This is a genomic window from Streptomyces sp. Q6 (assembly GCF_036967205.1).
GTDB classification, from domain to species: Bacteria; Actinomycetota; Actinomycetes; order Streptomycetales; family Streptomycetaceae; genus Streptomyces; species Streptomyces citrinus.
Genome location: NZ_CP146022.1, coordinates 8397670 through 8415125, shown reverse-complemented (window position 1 = coordinate 8415125; position 17456 = coordinate 8397670). Strand labels below are relative to the sequence as shown.

Here is a 17456-nt window from a genome sequence, read left to right as displayed (position 1 = left end):
GGCGTCAGGCGAGCCACCCGGATCTGTGCAGCGCGTCGAGAACCAGCCCGTCGACGGCGGAGACCCGGTGCCGGTCGGCGTACCGGAACCACGCCTTCTCGGCGATCTCCCTGGACGGGGTCAGTTCGCCGCGGTGGTCGGCGACGTAGCAGATCATCCTGAAGGGGTCGTGATCCGGGTGGCCCTCGCCGATCTCGAACGTGCCGAAGTGCACCATCGAATCGGGGTCGATCGCCGTCCGCAGTTCCTCGTCGATCTCGCGCACCAGGGTGTCGCGGTCGGACTCACCCGCCTCACGATGACCGCCGGGGAAGTAGAAGCGATCTCTGCCGTGGCTCCGCGTGACCAGCACCCGGTGGTCACGGACGAGGATCCACGCCACCTTCTCCGGCACCCCCACACCCTTGTCCTCGGCCATGACTCGGGACGGTAGCCGAGGTCACCGTCCCGAGTCAGCACTCTCGGCCCTCCACGCTCCGCGTGGGCCCTTCGCCCGCGTCGACGCTCAGAAGTAGCGGGTGAACGCCTCGGGATCGACCGCGAACATGCCGCTGAACGGCGTGTTGAGCTGGTAGATGAGCAGCACCGTGAAGGTGATGAGCGCGGACAGGCCCATCACCATCACCACGTGGGTGAAGCTGCGCGTCACACCGAACATGAACATGAAGGCGACCGTGAGGAAGCCGCCCACGATCAGGCCGAACCAGATCACGGGAGACAGCCGCTCCCCGGCATCCGACTCCCGTCCGCGCCGCGCCTCGTCCAAGGTGCTCAGCTGCGCGAGGGTCTCCTGCACCGTGGCCTGCTGCACCTGCGTCTCACCGGTCGATTCCTGGGCCGTGGCACGGACTCGGTCCAGCAGGTGCCAGCCGGCAGTGTCGGGGGCGCTCTCCTGCGCCATCGAGGGCCACTCCGTGTCGACGACGTGACGTACGTACGTGTTCATGTCGACGCGCATCCGTTCGGCCTGCGCGGTGGGCAGCCCGGCGGCGAGCAGATGGATCTGGTGAGCGGCGCTCGCCTCCGTCGCCACGTGGTCCTCGGCGCTGGAGTGCGTGTCCCACACGGAGACGAGGGCGAGGCCGAGGACGAGCGCGTAGAGCACGCCGACCATCATCGAGATGTACTCGGCGACGTCCTCGCGGGGTTCCTCGTCCGGGCCCATCGGCCACAGGCGGTGCTTGAGCACGACGATCGCGGCGGCGAGCAGCGCTACGCCGAGGACGATGGCGAGACTTTCGATCATCAGGGTCCTGGTCGGTCGGGAGGCGATGGGCGGGGGCGGCGGGAGGCGGTCGGCGCTCTCAGTTCCTGCGGGAACCGAGCAGGACCGCCGCGAGCGCGGCCGGCAGGAGGATGAGGAACAGGGCGGTCATGAGTCCGAGTCCGGTCGGCGTGTGGTCGTCCCGGACGAAGCGACGCAGCAACGGACGCTGCGGCGCGGCCTCCTGACGGGTGGCTGCCTCCTGACGAGGAGCGGCCTGCCGGTGGGGCAGGGGCAGCACGGGAGACGCCGGTGCGACTCCGGGCGGCGCGACGCCCGGCGGAGGAGGGACGGCGGCCAGCAGCGCGGCGGCGAGCGGAACGGGCGCCGGGCCGACGGGCACGGGCGGCAGCCCCAGCACCTCGGGCGGTACCTCGAACGCGCCGGGCGGCAGGTTCGCCGCCGGTTCGCGCCGAGTCTGCGGGGGCGCCGTCGCCCGGGAGCGCGGAGGTGACGTCCGTACGGCCGTTCCGGTCAACGTGAAACGCGCCGAAGCCGTAGCCATGAGCCGCGGCGGTGCCACCTCCCCGCCCCCGGGCCCGAGCGTGCGCAACCGGTCGGTGCCCAGGGCGCGGCCCCGCCCGACGTACCTGCCGGGCGCGCGCCGCACCTCGGCGGTGCAGACGGCCGACGCTCCGGGCGCGAGCCGGGGACGACCGACGTCCTGCCGGCGCAGCCGACTCGGGCCGGGGCGAGCGCCGGATCGGTGACCTGGACCTGATACGCCGTCCGGTTTCCGGGGTTGCTCACGGTGTAGCGGACCACTGCCCGTGCGGGCCCGGTGACGCGTGCGGTCTGCACGAGGTTCAATCGGGCGCCCACTCCCGCGTATCCGGAACGGGCGCTCGCCCGCACAGTGGCTCGCAGGTACGGCTGTCTCCCGGCGGCCTCCGCCTTGCCGACCCAGGTACCGGCGCGGGCCCGTCCCGTCGCGGTGCAACGCGTCGACCGCAGCCCGGTCAGCCGGGGCACCCGGTCACCGCCGCCGGGGCACCGGATACGGGCTCCCGGGAACGCCGGATCATCGATCCGGATCCCGTAGAGGTCGGCGCCGCCCCGGTTGGTCAGCCGGTACGTCTTCACCACGGTCGCGTCGGTTCGGATTCCGGGCCGCAGCGCGCCCAGGCCAGGGCGTGTGTTCACGGTGACGTCGAGCGCGAGACCGTTCGCCTCCGCACCGTCGGCCACGGTCGGAGCATCGGCCGTCCAGCAACAGGCCGCCCCCAGCAGAACAGCCAGCAGCAAGCTGCGCAGCGAGGTACGGGTGCGGCCCGATCGTCCGATGATCATTTCGGTGATGCTGGTCGCCACCCGGGGCGGGCGCCGCCCTGGCGCGCGCACACCTGGCGTGATTCACACGAACGGCCGCCGTACGGCTCGGACGCCGCGCCACACGTCACAGGGATGGGCCCGGCCGCGCGGCCGGGCCCATCCCTTCCTGTGCTGCGCTCAGTGACGCGGCCCCTTGCCGCGACGACCGATCCCGCCCTCACCGGGCATGCCCGGATCGCCCTTGGGGTTGTCGAACTCGATCTTCTCCTTGCGCACGGTGTCGGAGACCTCCTTCGTCTCCGTGACCTTCTGGGTCTCGAGCCGGACGCGCTCGACCGGCACGGTCTCCTTGCGGACGACCGCACGTTCGGCGTGCAGCGTCACCTCGGTCTCCGCCTCGCCGATCGTGGCGCGCTGGACGTCGCCGTCCCGGATCGGCTCCCGCACCACACGAACCTCTTCGTGCGACACGGGGACCGTGGTGGTCACGTTCTCCGTCTCGACGACCTTGCGCAGGTGGGCACGGCCGACCTCTTGCTCCTCCACGCCGACCCGCAGGCGCTCCTCGGAACGGATGAGTTCGTCGGCCTTGCCCGGTACGTCCGCGGCGCCACGCATCGCGGGTTCCCGGGCGCCCGCGGCGTGGCGGCCGTGGGCCTCGCCGGTCGCGAAGCCTGCCGCACCTGCACCCGCACCCGCCGCACCGCCCGCTCCTGCCGCGCCGCCCACACCCTGGCCCGTGCGATCAGTGCGGTTCCCGGCTCCGGCGTTGCCGGCCGGGGCGGCCGCGGGCCTGCTCAGGCCGTAGTGCGCGTACAGCTGCTGCTGCTCCGACTCGTCGAGGTGCTGGTCGGCTTCGACTCGAGGCGCGTCCTTGACCGCCTCCTTGGTGTACATCACCTGGAGCCGGTCGTCCTTGTGCGCGGCTCCGTTCAGCGGCACGAAGGTTTCCTTCATGCCGAAGAGACCCGTCTTGACCGTCGCCCAGTCTGGCTTGCCCGTCTTGTCGTCAAGGTAGACCCGCTCGACGCTGCCGATCTTCTCTCCGGTGCGGTCGTAAGCGGTGAGCCCAACGAGAGCATCGGGGTTGCTGATCTCGCCCTGCGTCATGCGTGATCACTCCCTTCGGGACATGGAGGCGGCGGAGCGCCACCGAGTTGGCCATGTGCCACATATCCATCGCGCGGCGAAACGGCGGAGCGCGCAACAAGGGGCTTCACTCGCTGTAGCTGAAATGCCTGGTGAGAACCGGTTCTCGGGGTGGGCACAGGCGATGTGACGCGATGACCCCGGGGCCTTTTGACGAGGGCCGTTCGGGTGAACGCTTGGCATTTACCACTCCCCTCGCTCGGGATCCGCTGAGTCCCGATGGATCCCGAACCGGACCCGCGGCGCCCGAGGCCGACCGGAAGCACGCGCGTGCCCCGCCGTCCATCAGCGGACGACAGGGCACGCGCAGTCAGGAGTTCCCCATTCCCGGAGGAACGGGTCATGGCGGAGGAGCAGTTCGGACCCGCGGCTGTCTTCGCGGGTTCAGGCAGCGCGACAGGTGCGGTCGGTAGCGATCCGTTCGGACCCGGCGAGCCGGGCACACACCCAACGAATCGAGGCCTCGTCACTCACCGGCGCCCTCGGTCTGTGCCGGGGTCAACCACACGGTCGCCAGTGGGGGGAGTGTGAGTCGGATGCTGGTGGGGTGGCCGTGGGAGGGGGTGTCTTCGGGTTTGACGGGGTCGCGGTTGGTGATGTCGCTGCCGCCGTAGCGGGTGTGGTCGGTGTTGAGGGTTTCGTGCCAGGCGGGGATGGTGGGGGGGACGCCGAGGCGGTAGTCGTGGCGGACGACGGGGGAGAAGTTGGCGACGGCGAGCAGGGGGGTGTCGTCGGTGGCGTGGCGCAGGAAGGCGAAGACGTTGTCTTCGACGGCGTCGCCGATGATCCAGGTGAAGCCGGCCGGGTCGGTGTCCTGTTCCCACAGGGCGGGGGTGTCGCGGTAGACGGTGTTGAGGTCGCGGGTGAGGTCGCGGATGCCGCGGTGGTCGGGTGCGGCGCTGTAGGCGGGGTCGAGGAGCCACCAGTCGGGGCCGTGGGCTTCGGACCATTCGGCGCCCTGGGCGAATTCCTGTCCCATGAACAGGAGTTGTTTGCCGGGGTGGGCCCACATGTAGGCGAGGTAGGCGCGGTGGGTGGCGCGTTGCTGCCACCAGTCGCCGGGCATTTTGGAGACGAGGGAGCGTTTGCCGTGGACGACTTCGTCGTGGGAGATGGGCAGGACGTAGTTCTCGCTGTAGGCGTAGACCATCGAGAAGGTCATCTCGTGGTGGTGGTATTTGCGGTGGACGGGTTCGTGGCTGACGTAGTCCAGGGTGTCGTGCATCCAGCCCATGTTCCATTTCAGGCCGAAGCCGAGGCCGCCGAAGCCCGTGGGGCCGGTGTGGTGGGTGGCGCGGGTGACGCCGTCCCAGGCGGTGGATTCCTCGGCGATGGTGACGACGCCGGGGACGCGGCGGTAGAGGGTGGCGTTCATTTCCTGGAGGAAGTCGACGGCGTCGAGGTTCTCGCGGCCGCCGTGCTGGTTGGGGGTCCACTGTCCTTCCTCGCGGGAGTAGTCGAGGTAGAGCATGGAGGCGACGGCGTCGACGCGCAGGCCGTCGATGTGGAACTCCTCGCACCAGTAGAGGGCGTTGGCGACGAGGAAGTTGCGGACTTCCTTGCGGCCGTAGTCGAATTCGAGGGTGCCCCAGTCGGGGTGGGCCGAGCGCAGGGGGTCCTCGTGTTCGTAGAGGGGTTTGCCGTCGAATTCGGCCAGTGCCCAGTCGTCGCGGGGGAAGTGGGCCGGGACCCAGTCCATGAGGACGCCGATGCCTGCTTGGTGCAGGGTGTCGATGAGGTGTTTGAAGTCGTCGGGGGTGCCCAGGCGGGCGGTGGGGGCGTAGAAGCCGGTGACCTGGTAGCCCCAGGATCCGCCGAAGGGGTGTTCCGCGACGGGCAGGAACTCGACATGGGTGAAGCCCAGATCGGCGATGTAGGCGGGGAGTTGCTCGGCGAGCTGGCGGTAGGTCAGTCCCGGGCGCCAGGACGCGAGGTGGACCTCGTAGACGGAGAACGGCGCCCGGTGCGCGGGACGGTCCCCGCGCCGCGCGAGCCACTCCGCATCCCCCCAGGCGTGGTGCGAGACGTGCACGATCGATGCCGTCGCCGACGGCTTCTCCGTCCGACGCGCCATGGGATCCGCTCGCAGGGAGCTGGAGCCGTCGGGGGCGAACACCTCGAACTTGTACAGCTCGCCCTCCCCGATCCCGGGCACGAACAGCTCCCAGATGCCCGTCGAGCCGAGCGAGCGCATGGGTGTCGACGTGCCGTCCCAGCCGGTGAAGTCTCCGAGCACACGTACCCCCAGCGCATGGGGCGCCCACACCGTGAAGCGAGTGCCCCGCACCCCTTCGTGCGCGATGACGTGTGCTCCGAGCACGGTCCACAGTTCCTCGTGCCGACCCTCGCCGATCAGATGCAGGTCCAGCTCCCCCAGCGTGGGCAGGAAGCGGTAGGGGTCCTCCTCCTCCACGCGCGCGTCGGGATAGGTGGTGTGCAGCCGGTAGGGCGGGACCGAGACGAGTGGCAGTCCACCGGTGAACAGTCCGTCTCCCCTGTCGGCGAGCCTCCAGGCGGTGTCACCGACGACCACGGCCAGCGCCTGCGCGCGCGGGCGCAGGCACCGCACGGTGAGCCCGTCCGGATCCGGGTGCGCGCCGAGAACGGCGTGCGGATCGTGGTGCGTTCCGCTCAGCAGACGCGTACGGGTGGTGCTGTCGACGTCCGGTACGGCGCGTGCGTCCCGGTACGTGAGTGTGTCGGCGGCGAGCTCGGCCACCATGGGTGCCTCCTACTTGGCCTCGGGGGCGGCGCGGTGGGCGCCGGACGCCGAACGGCGTCAGCGACTCCCCGCGAGGCGGGCGGCCGCGTGAAGGGGTATGACGATCCAGTCGGGGCGGTGCGCCGCCTCGTACAGCACCTCGTAGACGGCCCGGTCGGCTTCGTAGGCGCGCAGCAGTTTCGGCAGGTCCGCCGGCTCGAAGTCCCCGGACTCGCCGTAGCCCGCGCAGAACGCCGCGCGGCACTCGTCGGCCCACTGCCGTCGCGGGCTGAGCCGCTTGTGGGCCGCGTAGTCGAAGGACCGCAGCATGCCGACGACGTCGCGGACCGGCGAGTGTTCGGCACACCGCTCGGCCATGGGTTTCGCGGGCTCGCCCTCGAAGTCGACCACGTACCAGCGGCCCGAGGCCCGCAGCACCTGGCCCAGGTGGAGGTCGCCGTGGATCCGCTGGAGGGGCGGGTGACCGACTCCGGTCGCGATGCTCGCGAACACCGCGTGCAGGCCGGGTACGTGGGGGCGCAGGGCCGGGACCGCGGAGGCGGCCTTCTCGAGCCGACCCATCATCTCCTCGGCGAGGCGCGTCTCGTGGTGGGCCGACGGTGTCCGGGTGGGAAAGGCGCGTGCGAGCGCCGCGTGCAGTTCGCCCGTCGTCCGGCCCAGGTCCCGCGCCTGCGTCACGAAGTCCTCCCTCTCGGCCGCGGAGCGCCGGGCCAGGATCCAGCCGTCCGTGGCACCGGCGAGGAAGGGCTGGACGATTCCGAGCGTGCACCAGAACGGGTCGACGGTGCAGAACCAGGCCGTGGGCGCCGGCGCCCACGGGTATCCGAGCTTCGCCAGCGCGGTGGGCACTTCCAGGTCCGGGTTCACCCCGCGCTGGACACGGCGGAACAGCTTGAGTATGAGTCGGTCCCCGTACACGATCGAGGTGTTGGACTGCTCGGTGTCCAGGACCCGGGGCGTGAGGTCCGCGGGCACCGAGGTGCGGGGCATGGACTCGAAGCGCAGTGCCCCGGTCCGCCCGCCGCGACGGATCCGGTCGAGCAGCAGCACCGCCGTGCGGTGGTCGTGAACGGCGTCGTAGACCATCAGCTCACGCCCGGCAGGACCGCCCACGGAGCCGAGCAGGCAGTGCCGCAGTCGCGGCGGCGGGCTGACGGCCGCCCCCAGGATCAGCTGGTAGTGGGCGGCGTCGCGGACGGTGTCCTCCTGGACCCGCACCACGAGATGGAAGCAGTCGGCCGCCAGTTGGGTCGCGGCGGCGACAGCGACCTCTGTGATCGGGTGCCCGCTACCGGAGTACCAGCGCTGCCGGGGCAGCCACCGTCTCAGCAGGTCCGTGAGCGACGAGTTGAGCACCGGCGAGGACAGAGCGCCGGGTTCGGTCAGCGTCGGGGTCATGGCGTCAGGTCCAATCGTGATGGGCAACGCGCGGCTTGAGGCAGTTCCCCGGCAGGCGGAACCAGTAGAAGCCGTGTCCGGCGAGGGTGAGCAGGTACGGCAGTTCGCCGATGGCCGGGAAGCGCACTCCGCCGATCAGCTCGACCGGGTGCCGGCCGTTGAAGGCCTGGAGGTCGAGTTCCGTGGGCTGGGCGAACCGGGAGAAGTTGTGCACGCACAGCACCAGGTCGTCCTTGTACTCACGCAGGAACGCGATCACCGCCGGGTTCGACGACGGCAGCTCGGTGTACGAGCCGAGACCGAACGCCGGGTTCTGCTTACGGATCTCGATCATCCGCCGCGTCCAGTGCAGCAGCGACGACGGGGACGACATCGAGGCCTCGACGTTGGTCACCTGGTAGCCGTAGACCGGGTCCATGATCGTGGGCAGGAACAGCCGCCCCGGATCGCACGAGGAGAAGCCCGCGTTGCGGTCGGGCGTCCACTGCATCGGAGTGCGCACCGCGTCCCGGTCGCCCAGCCAGATGTTGTCGCCCATGCCGATCTCGTCGCCGTAGTAGAGGATCGGCGAGCCGGGCAGCGACAGCAGCAGCGCCGTGAACAGCTCGATCTGGTTGCGGTCGTTGTCCAGCAGCGGGGCCAGACGCCGCCGGATACCGATGTTGGCGCGCATCCGCGGATCCTTGGCGTACTCCGCGTACATGTAGTCGCGTTCCTCGTCGGTGACCATCTCCAGCGTCAGCTCGTCGTGGTTGCGCAGGAAGATGCCCCACTGGCAGCCGGACGGGATCGCCGGGGTCTTCGCCAGGATCTCCGAGACCGGGTACCGCGACTCGCGGCGCACCGCCATGAAGATGCGTGGCATGACGGGGAAGTGGAACGCCATGTGGCACTCGTCGCCGCCCGAGGGGAAGTCGCCGAAGTAGTCGACGACGTCCTCGGGCCACTGGTTGGCCTCGGCGAGGATCACCACGTCCGGGTACTGCGCGTCGATCTCCTTGCGCACCCGTTTGAGGAACTCGTGCGTGGCGGGCAGGTTCTCGCAGTTGGTGCCCTCCTCCGCGTACAGGTAGGGGACCGCGTCCAGGCGGAACCCGTCGATGCCCAGGTCCAGCCAGAACCGCAGGGCCGCCAGGATCTCCTCCTGGACGGCCGGGTTCTCGTAGTTGAGGTCCGGCTGGTGGGAGAAGAAGCGGTGCCAGAAGTACTGCTTGCGGACCGGGTCGAAGGTCCAGTTCGACGCCTCGGTGTCGACGAAGATGATCCGGGCGTCCTGGTACTGCTTGTCGTCGTCGGCCCAGACGTAGTAGTCGCCGTAGGGGCCGTCCGGGTCCGAGCGGGACTCCTTGAACCACTCGTGCTGATCGCTCGTGTGGTTCATCACGAAGTCGATGATGACGCGCATACCGCGCTGGTGGGCGGCGTCCACGAACTCCACGAAGTCGGCCAGATCACCGAACTCGGGGAGCGCGACGATGTAATTGGCGACGTCGTAACCGCCGTCGCGCAGAGGGGACTTGAAGAACGGTGGCAGCCAGAGGCAGTCGACGCCGAGCCACTGGAGGTAGTCCAGTTTCGCGGTGATGCCCTTGAGGTCGCCGACGCCGTCGCCGTTGCTGTCGTGGAAGGACCGGACGAGCACCTCGTAGAAGACGGCGCGCTTGAACCACTCAGGATCCCGGGCAGGTCCCGGTCTTTCGCGCAGCATGAACTCGTTCGTCGCCATGAGGGGTCACCCTCTTTCGTGCGGTTCGATAACGAGCCGACAGAGCACTTGTCCCGACTCAGCCGACGGTGAAGATGTGCGCGGGCGACTGGCCCGGCGTCAGGCACACGTAGTTGGTGGCGCCCCACACATATGTCCGGCCGGACAGTTCGTCCCGCACCGGGACGGACGCGTCCGGAGCGACACCCAGGGCCTCCAGGTCGAGGCGTACGGTGGCTTCCTGGGTGTGGTGCGGGTCGAGGTTCACGACCACCAGAACCGTGTTCGAGCCCTCCCGCTTCGAGTACACGATCACCTCGTCCTTGTCGGCGTGGTGGAAGTGCACCGGGCGCAGAGCACGCAGCGCAGGACTGCGCCGGCGGACGTCGTTGAGCGCGGTCAGCAGCGGGGCGATCGTGCGGCCCTCCCGCTCGGCCGACTCCCAGTCCCGGGGCCGTAGTTCGTACTTCTCCGAGTGCAGATACTCCTCGCTACCGGCCCGTAGCGGAGTGTTTTCGCACAGTTCGTAGCCGCTGTAGACACCCCACGACGGCGACAGCGTCGCGGCCAGCACCGCCCGCAACTCGAACGCGGGACGCCCACCCCGCTGGAGGAACTCATGCAGGATGTCCGGCGTGTTGACGAAGAAGTTCGGCCGCATGTAAGAGGCCGCCTCCCCGCTCAACTCCTCCACGTACTCGGTCAGTTCCTGCTTCGAATTACGCCACGTGAAGTACGTGTACGACTGCTGGAAACCGATCTGCGCGAGAGTGTGCATCATCGCGGGACGCGTGAACGCCTCGGCCAGGAAAATCACATCCGGATCACTCCGGTTGATGTCCGCGATCACCTCCTCCCAGAACACGACCGGCTTCGTGTGCGGATTGTCCACCCGGAAGATCCGCACCCCGTGCGCCATCCAGTGCCGCAGCACCCGCGTCGTCTCCGCCACCAGCCCCGGCAGATCACCGTCGAACGCCAGAGGATAGATGTCCTGATACTTCTTCGGCGGATTCTCCGCGTACGCGATCGTCCCGTCCGCCCGGTGGTGGAACCACTCCGGATGCTTGTGCACCCACGGATGATCCGGCGAGCACTGGAGCGCGAAGTCGAGCGCCACCTCCAGCCCCAGCTCACCCGCCCGCGCCACGAAGGCGTCGAAGTCCTCCAGCGTGCCCAGATCCGGATGGACCGCGTCGTGCCCGCCCTCGTGCGAACCGATCGCCCACGGCACCCCCACATCATCCGGGCCGGGCGAAAGACTGTTGTCCGGCCCCTTACGGAACGTCATCCCGATCGGATGCACCGGCGGCAGATAGACGACATCGAAACCCATCGCCGCGATAGCCGGAAGCCGCTCCGCCGCCGTCGCGAACGTACCGCTCACCGGCGGCCTCCCCGGCACCACGACCGCACCCTCCGACCGCGGGAAGAACTCGTACCAGGACCCGTACAACGCCCGCTCCCGCTCCACCAGAAGCGGCAGCGAGCGGCTGTCGGTGACCCGATCCCGCGCGGGATCGACGTTCAGCGCGGCGCGAACCTCATCCGTCGTGGCCGCCGCGAAACGCTCCCGCGGGCCGCGCGTCTCGTCGCACAGCGCCGTGAGCGCCGCGCTCAGGACGCCACTCACCTGGTGATCGTCGCTGCGGGTGAGCGCCCGCTCCAGATGCAGCATGCCCTCTTCCAGGGTGATCGCGCAGTCCACATCCGCCTCGACCTTGATCGCGGCGTCCCGCACCCAGGCGGCCACCGGGTCGCACCAAGCGCGGACGTGGAAGCTCCATCGGCCCGGACTGTCGGGGGTGACGTCGGCGCCCCACCGGTCGGTGCCCGGGGCCAGTTCACGCATCGCCCGGCGCTGCACCACTCGTCCGTCCGGCGCGCACAGCACGGCCTCGGCGCGCACGACGGCGCTGCCCTCGGCGAACACCAGCGCCGTGACGGTGAAGGACTCCCCCACCACGGCCTTGGCCGGACGGCGTCCGCCGTCGACGGCCGGACGCACCTCCTCGATCGGGATCCGCACCACGGACCCGGGCACCACCGTCATGTGACGTCACCTCCCGCGGGGACCCGACCGCACGCGCCGCGCGGGACAGCCCCGCCGCTTCGGCCGCCTCGGCCGCCTCACGCCCGCAGCGCCGGCCCGTGGCCCGGCACAACGCCGCGACCGCGCGCTCGAAGTCTCTCCTGATCTCGAAATCGGCAGGGGAAGCCAGAAAGCGGCGCTGCCAGAAGCGATACCTGGCCAGGCACCGGTCGGCTTCTCCGGCGGAACGCGATGAACCCATCGCTGATCGACCTCCGCACCTCCGCGACGTCGGACCCGACGGCCCGTGGGACGTTCACGGAGAGGGAGCGCGCCGTCACCATCGGCCGCTCCCCCACCCATGGTGCGATGCGCGCCGGGATCCGTCCTGTTGAACCGAACGTCGCAGCTCAGTCACGCTCCGGTTGCACGAATGGAGTACGGACCACACGCTGATCAGTGACTCTCAAGCGACCCTGGCTCACGGTCCGTGCGCTCGGTCCAGCCCAGCGGCGGACCGCGAGCTCCGCGGTGAGGAGCGAGAACCATGCATCCGGCAACGCCCTGCTACTACCACATCGCTGTGGACGCGTCCCCCGATCGCGCCGCGCAGATCCAGCGCATCCTGGCGGCGCACGTCCGCTACTGGGGACTCGACGGACTGGCGACTTCCGCCTCCCGAGGCATCGGGCTCCTCGTGGAGCTGGCGGCGGAGCAGCGGCCGGACGGCCGCATCGAGATCGAAGCGTGGTGGAACGGGCAGCACCTGATCAACGCGGTGTCGTACGACGGCCCGGCCGCCCGCCACACCCACGAACTCTCCCGGCGGTGCTCGACACAGATCGCGGCGATGAGTGACGGCTGGGGCAGTTGCACCGCGAACGCCCGGCACATCGTCTGGTTCTCCCTGCGCAGCCGGCCCGAGGTCCGCGAAGCGCTCGTACCGAAGCACCCCACGCCCAGTTCCGACGAGGCGCTGCGGCTGCCCCGCGTCACCCTGTCCGGCGCCACCATGGTCTCGGCGCCGGCGCGAGCGGGCACCCCGTCGTGACCGCCGGGGGCGCCGCAGCCCGAACCCAGGTCCGAGGCGGGCGCCCCTACCCCCTGGGCGCGACCTATGACCGTCACGGCACGAACTTCGCCCTGTTCAGCGCCGTCGCCGAGCACGTCGACCTGGTCCTGCTCGACGCCGACGGCACGGAGCGGACGGTGCCCCTGCCCGAGGTCGACGGCTCCGTGTGGCACGGCTATGTGCCCGGCGTGGCTCCCCCGCAGCTGTACGGGTACCGGGTCCACGGTCCGTGGGAGCCGGCGTCGGGGCACCGCTGCGACCCCGAGCGTCTGCTGCTCGATCCCTACGCCAAGGCCGTCCACGACCGTTCCGGCACGGCGGGCGCCGATGGCGACGGTCTGTGCGGCGTGGTCGTCGACCCGGCCTTCGACTGGGCCGACGACACGCCGCCGTGCCACGCGTACGCCGATTCCGTCATCTACGAGGCCCATGTACGCGGCCTGACGAGAAGCCACCCCGACGTGCCCCCGGCCCTGCGGGGCACGTATGCCGGCCTGGCCACACCGGCCGTGCTCGACCACCTGAGCTCCATGAACGTGACGGCGATCGAGTTGCTCCCCGTCCACCAGTACGTACAGGACGGCTTCCTGCGCGACCGCGGCCTGTCCAACTACTGGGGCTACAACACCATCGGCTTCTTCGCACCGCATCACGCCTACGCGGCCTCCGGCACCCTCGGGGAACAGGTCACGGAATTCAAGGCCATGGTCAAGTCCCTCCACACCGCGGGCATCGAAGTGATTCTGGACGTGGTCTACAACCACACCGCGGAGGGGAACGAGAAGGGGCCCACCCTCTCCTTCCGCGGGATCGACAACGCCTCCTACTACCGCCTCGCGGACGACGACTTCAGCCGCTACTACGACACGACGGGCACCGGCAACAGCCTCTTGATGCGGCACCCCAACGTCCTGCAACTGCTCATGGACTCCCTGCGGTACTGGGTCACCGAATGTCATGTGGACGGCTTCCGTTTCGACCTCGCGGCCACGCTGGCCCGCCAGTTCCACGAGGTCGACCGCCTGTCGGCCTTCTTCGACCTGATCCAGCAGGACCCTGTGATCAACCGAGTGAAGCTGATCGCCGAACCCTGGGACCTCGGCGACGGCGGCTACCAGGTCGGCAACTTCCCCCCGCTGTGGTCCGAGTGGAACGGTAAGTACCGCGACTGTGTCAGGGACGTGTGGCGCGCCCGGGAGGGAACGCTGGCCGAGTTCGCCTCCCGGCTGACCGGCTCGGCCGATCTGTACCAGCACGACCGGCGCCGACCGCGAGCCAGCGTCAACTTCATCACCGCACACGACGGATTCACCCTGCGCGACCTCGTCTCGTACAACGACAAACACAACGAGGACAACGGCGAGGACAACAAGGACGGGGAGAGCGCCAACCGCTCCTGGAACTGCGGGGCGGAAGGGCCCACCGACGATCCGGCCGTGACCGCGCTGCGCGCGAGGCAACAGCGCAATCTGCTGACGACCCTGATGCTCTCCCAGGGAATCCCGATGCTGAGCCACGGGGACGAGCTCGGCCGGACCCAGCGCGGCAACAACAACGCCTACTGCCAGGACAACGAGTTGACCTGGGTCGACTGGGATCTCGACGCCGAACGCAGGTCCCTCCTGGGCTTCACCCGTGAACTCGTCGCTCTGCGCGCCGCCCACCCCGTACTGCGCCGGCGCCGCTTCTTCCGGGGCGAGCCCGCCCCCGGACAGGAGCTGCCGGACCTGGTCTGGCTCCGCCCCGACGCCACCGAGATGACCGAGGCCGACTGGAACCGTCCCGACGCCCACGCCCTGTCCGTCTTCCTGAACGGCGACACGCTCGTCGAGCGGGACGGCCAGGGGAACCCCGTGGCCGACGACTCGTTCCTTCTCCTGTTCAACTTCTGCTGGGATCCAGTCGAGTTCCGGCTGCCCACCACCGCGTACGGCGACTCCTGGGAGACCCGGATCGACACGGCGGAACCCAGTGGTGAGCCGGACGAGTCGGAGTACAAGGCCGACGCGGACCTCGTACTGGGCCCTCAGAGCCTCCTCGTCCTCACCCGGTCCTCGGGTCCCGTGCGGCCCGAACGACCGGCCGGGTGAGGGGCTAGGACCGGTCCCCGTTGGCGGCGGCCGCCTCCTGCGCCCGCAGCATCTGCGCCATGGCCTCCAGGCTCTGGGCCGCGGCGGCGCCGCCCCCGCAGGTCAGCGAGGCGATGAGGCCGCCGAGCAGGCCGGCCCGGTCGGCGACGATCCGGACTTGGCCGACTTCGACGATCAGACCCAGGAGATCGAGCCGCAGACCCTGCGGAATGTCGAGCACCACACAGTCCGGAGCTGGCGTTGTCATGTCAGACCCTCCTCTCGAAAAGCCCTCTGGAAGAGCTGGGTGTCTCTGTCGGTACCCCCGGTGGACAGCTCTCACCTGATTGAGCGGAAGCGCCCGCGCCGGTTCACCGCCTCCTCGACGGCCCCGCCGCCCGCACACCCTGTTCTTCCTGTTCAGGGCGGTGCCGGCGGAGGGGCCGATGACGAGGGGCGGTCACGCCTCTACAGGCGCGGGACATGCGACGGCACGAGGGCCCCGGAGCCCTCGGCACTACCGCCGCGTCGGCCGACGTGCGTAGCCCGGTGGGTACGTGCCCGGCGGAAGCAGCCCCGGGAAGGCGACCGGGCCGGATCAGGTCACTCCGTGGAACGGCTCAGGCGCCCCGGCCACCAGGCCTTCGGTCCGATGTCCCGGACCAGTGCGGGTACGAGCAGGGACCGTACGACCAGGGTGTCGAGGAGCACGCCGAAGGCGACGATGAACGCGATCTGCACGAGGAAGGCGAGCGGGATGACACCGAGGGCGGCGAAGGTGGCCGCCAGGACGACGCCGGCCGAGGTGATGACTCCGCCCGTGGCGACGAGGGCCCGGAGGATGCCCTCGCGGACGCCGTGTTCCAGTGATTCCTCCCGGGCCCGCGACATCAGGAAGATGTTGTAGTCCACGCCCAGGGCGACGAGGAACACGAACCCGTACAGCGGCACGGACGCGTCGGTGCCGGAGAACCCGAGGACGTGCTGGAAGACGAGTGACGAAATGCCCAGCGTGGCGGCGAAGTTGAGAGCCACCGTCGCGACCAGGATCAGCGGCATCAGGACGGATCGCAGCAGGGCGATCAAGATGACCAGGATGATCGCCAGGACCACGGGGACGATGAGCATGCGGTCGCGTTCCGCGGTGGTCTGGGTGTCGTACTGCTGCGCGGTGTAGCCGCCGACCACGGCGTCCGCCCCGTCGATCTGGTGCAGGGCGGTGCGGAGCCGGGAGACCGTGGCCTTCGCGGCGTCGCTGTCCGCGGCGTCCTTCAGGGTGACGTCGACGCGGATCCGGCCGTCGACGATCCGTGGCGCGCCCGCGCCAGGGCGCCCCTGTCCGGTCAGGAGCGTCGCGTCGGCGACGCCGTCCGTCGCCTTGGCCCGCTCGGTGACCTGCTTCTCGTACCGTGCGTCGGCGATCACGACGGCCGGGTTGCCGGAGCCGCCGGGAAAGTGCTCGGCCAGGGTGGCCTGCGCGGCGACCGACGGCGCGTCGTTGACGAAGATCTCGTCGAGCGGAACTCCCTTGGAGGTCAGGGTGGGGGCGAACGCGGCGCAGGCGAGAAGCCCGGCCAGCGCGATCGCCCAGATCTTGCGCGGCGCCCTCTCCACCACACGCGCGATCCGGCGCCATACGCCGTGACCGCCACCGGCTGCCTCCGCCGGACGTGGGCGGGCGGGCCAGTAGGCGGCATTGCCCAGCAGGACCAGGGCCGCGGGAAGGAAGGTGATGGTGCTCAGCACGGCGCAGGCGATGCCGATCGCGCCGACCGGGCCCAGGGCGCGGTTGTTCGTGAGATCGCTCAGCAACAGGGCGAGCAGGCCGAGCGCGACGGTGCCGGCGCTGGCGACGATCGCCCCGGTCGACCGGCGCAGCGCGGCACGCATGGCGAGGAACCGGTCGTGCCCGGCCGCGAGTTCTTCGCGGTAGCGGGCGGTCAGGAGCAGGGCGTAGTCGGTGGCCGCGCCGATGACGAGGATCGACAGGATGCCCTGCACCTGGCCGTCGACCCGGACGAGGTCGTGGTCGGCGAGGACGTACACGACGGCGCAGGCGACCCCCAGGGCGAACACCGCGCCGATGATGATGACGAAGGGAAGCAGGACGCTGCGGTAGACCAGCAGCAGGATCACCAGCACCGTGATCAGAGCGACTCCGAGGAGCAGTCCGTCGATCCCCGCGAAGGCGTCCGAGAGATCGGCCTGGCTCGCCGCGGGGCCCGCGAGGACGGCGGTCGTGCCGCTGACCGCGGATGCCTGCCGGGTGATCCGCTCCAGGGTGGCGGGCAGTTCGTCGCCGAGGTCGGGACGGAGGGGGACGACACCTTCCAGTGCCCGTTGATCGCGTGAGGGGATGGCCGGGGACACCTGGCCCGTCACTCCGGCGGTGCCCTCCAGGGAGGCGAGCGCACGGGTGGCCTCGGCTCGTTGCCCCGCGCTGATGCGGCCGTCGCCGTCCGAGGTCCAGACGACGATCGCCGGAAGCGTCTCGTCCTCCTGGAAGGCGCGTTGAGCCTCGATCACGCGCGTCGACTCGGCGTTGCGCGGCAGGAACGCCGCTTGGTCATTGGTCGCGACCTCGCCCAGACGTCCGGCGTACGGGCCGAGCGTGCCCCCGACAGCGAGCCAGACGATCAGCAGGACGAGGGGCACGAGCCAGGGAGTGGCTCGTGGTGTGCGGGACATGCTTCTCCCAGATCAGAGACGGCGGACGAGTCGACGGGAATCGAGACGAGAGGACGAGTGGCCGGCAACGCGGAAAAACTATCTC

Annotated in this window: 12 protein-coding genes and 1 pseudogene; 2 read left to right on the top strand and 11 right to left on the bottom strand. The window is 69.9% G+C overall.

Going from position 1 to position 17456, the window contains the following annotated elements; translation table 11 throughout:
- Nucleotides 1-4 precede the first annotated feature (4 nt).
- The 9 genes and pseudogenes from V2W30_RS38725 to V2W30_RS38685 form a co-directional block, all read right to left on the bottom strand.
- Complete coding sequence (locus V2W30_RS38725) at nt 5-418, bottom strand: NUDIX domain-containing protein (RefSeq protein WP_338703280.1); 414 nt, start codon at nt 416-418, stop codon at nt 5-7.
- 87 nt (nt 419-505) lie between these two features.
- On the bottom strand, nt 506-1246 hold the full coding sequence (locus tag V2W30_RS38720; protein WP_338703279.1) for a DUF4239 domain-containing protein: 741 nt from the start codon (nt 1244-1246) through the stop codon (nt 506-508).
- A 58-nt stretch (nt 1247-1304) separates the two neighbouring features.
- Complete coding sequence (locus tag V2W30_RS38715) at nt 1305-1769, bottom strand: hypothetical protein (RefSeq protein ID WP_338703277.1); 465 nt, start codon at nt 1767-1769, stop codon at nt 1305-1307.
- 944 nt (nt 1770-2713) lie between these two features.
- Nucleotides 2714-3646 carry a PRC and DUF2382 domain-containing protein gene (locus V2W30_RS38710; RefSeq protein WP_338703275.1) on the bottom strand — a complete coding sequence of 311 codons (933 nt, stop codon included), beginning with the start codon at nt 3644-3646 and terminating at the stop codon, nt 2714-2716.
- A 505-nt stretch (nt 3647-4151) separates the two neighbouring features.
- Nucleotides 4152-6407 carry a 1,4-alpha-glucan branching enzyme gene (glgB, locus tag V2W30_RS38705; RefSeq protein ID WP_338703274.1) on the bottom strand — a complete coding sequence of 752 codons (2256 nt, stop codon included), beginning with the start codon at nt 6405-6407 and terminating at the stop codon, nt 4152-4154.
- Between the two features lie 57 nt (nt 6408-6464).
- The gene (locus V2W30_RS38700) at nt 6465-7805 is read right to left on the bottom strand and encodes a maltokinase N-terminal cap-like domain-containing protein (protein ID WP_338703273.1); all 1341 of its coding nucleotides are present in this window, start codon (nt 7803-7805) and stop codon (nt 6465-6467) included.
- 4 nt (nt 7806-7809) lie between these two features.
- Nucleotides 7810-9531, bottom strand: coding sequence for a maltose alpha-D-glucosyltransferase (gene treS / locus V2W30_RS38695; RefSeq protein ID WP_338703272.1), 1722 nt, complete (start codon nt 9529-9531; stop codon nt 7810-7812).
- A gap of 58 nt (nt 9532-9589) precedes the next feature.
- Nucleotides 9590-11563: an alpha-1,4-glucan--maltose-1-phosphate maltosyltransferase gene (locus V2W30_RS38690; protein WP_338703271.1), complete on the bottom strand. Its 1974-nt coding sequence runs from the start codon at nt 11561-11563 to the stop codon at nt 9590-9592.
- A gap of 67 nt (nt 11564-11630) precedes the next feature.
- Nucleotides 11631-11804, bottom strand: a pseudogene (locus V2W30_RS38685) (DUF5133 domain-containing protein); the annotation flags it as partial.
- A gap of 285 nt (nt 11805-12089) precedes the next feature.
- Here V2W30_RS38685 and V2W30_RS38680 point away from each other — a divergent pair.
- Nucleotides 12090-12593, top strand: coding sequence for a pep a2 (locus V2W30_RS38680; RefSeq protein ID WP_338703270.1), 504 nt, complete (start codon nt 12090-12092; stop codon nt 12591-12593).
- Complete coding sequence (gene glgX / locus V2W30_RS38675; protein ID WP_338703269.1) at nt 12590-14704, top strand: glycogen debranching protein GlgX; 2115 nt, start codon at nt 12590-12592, stop codon at nt 14702-14704. Before V2W30_RS38680 ends, glgX begins: the two co-directional genes overlap by 4 nt.
- Before the next feature lie 4 nt (nt 14705-14708).
- Here the strand turns inward: glgX and V2W30_RS38670 are convergent, their stop codons facing one another.
- Entirely contained in the window at nt 14709-14951 is a 243-nt protein-coding gene (locus tag V2W30_RS38670) for a hypothetical protein (protein ID WP_338703268.1), read from the bottom strand.
- 335 nt (nt 14952-15286) lie between these two features.
- Nucleotides 15287-17371, bottom strand: coding sequence for an MMPL family transporter (locus V2W30_RS38665; protein WP_338703266.1), 2085 nt, complete (start codon nt 17369-17371; stop codon nt 15287-15289).
- Nucleotides 17372-17456: the final 85 nt, after the last annotated feature.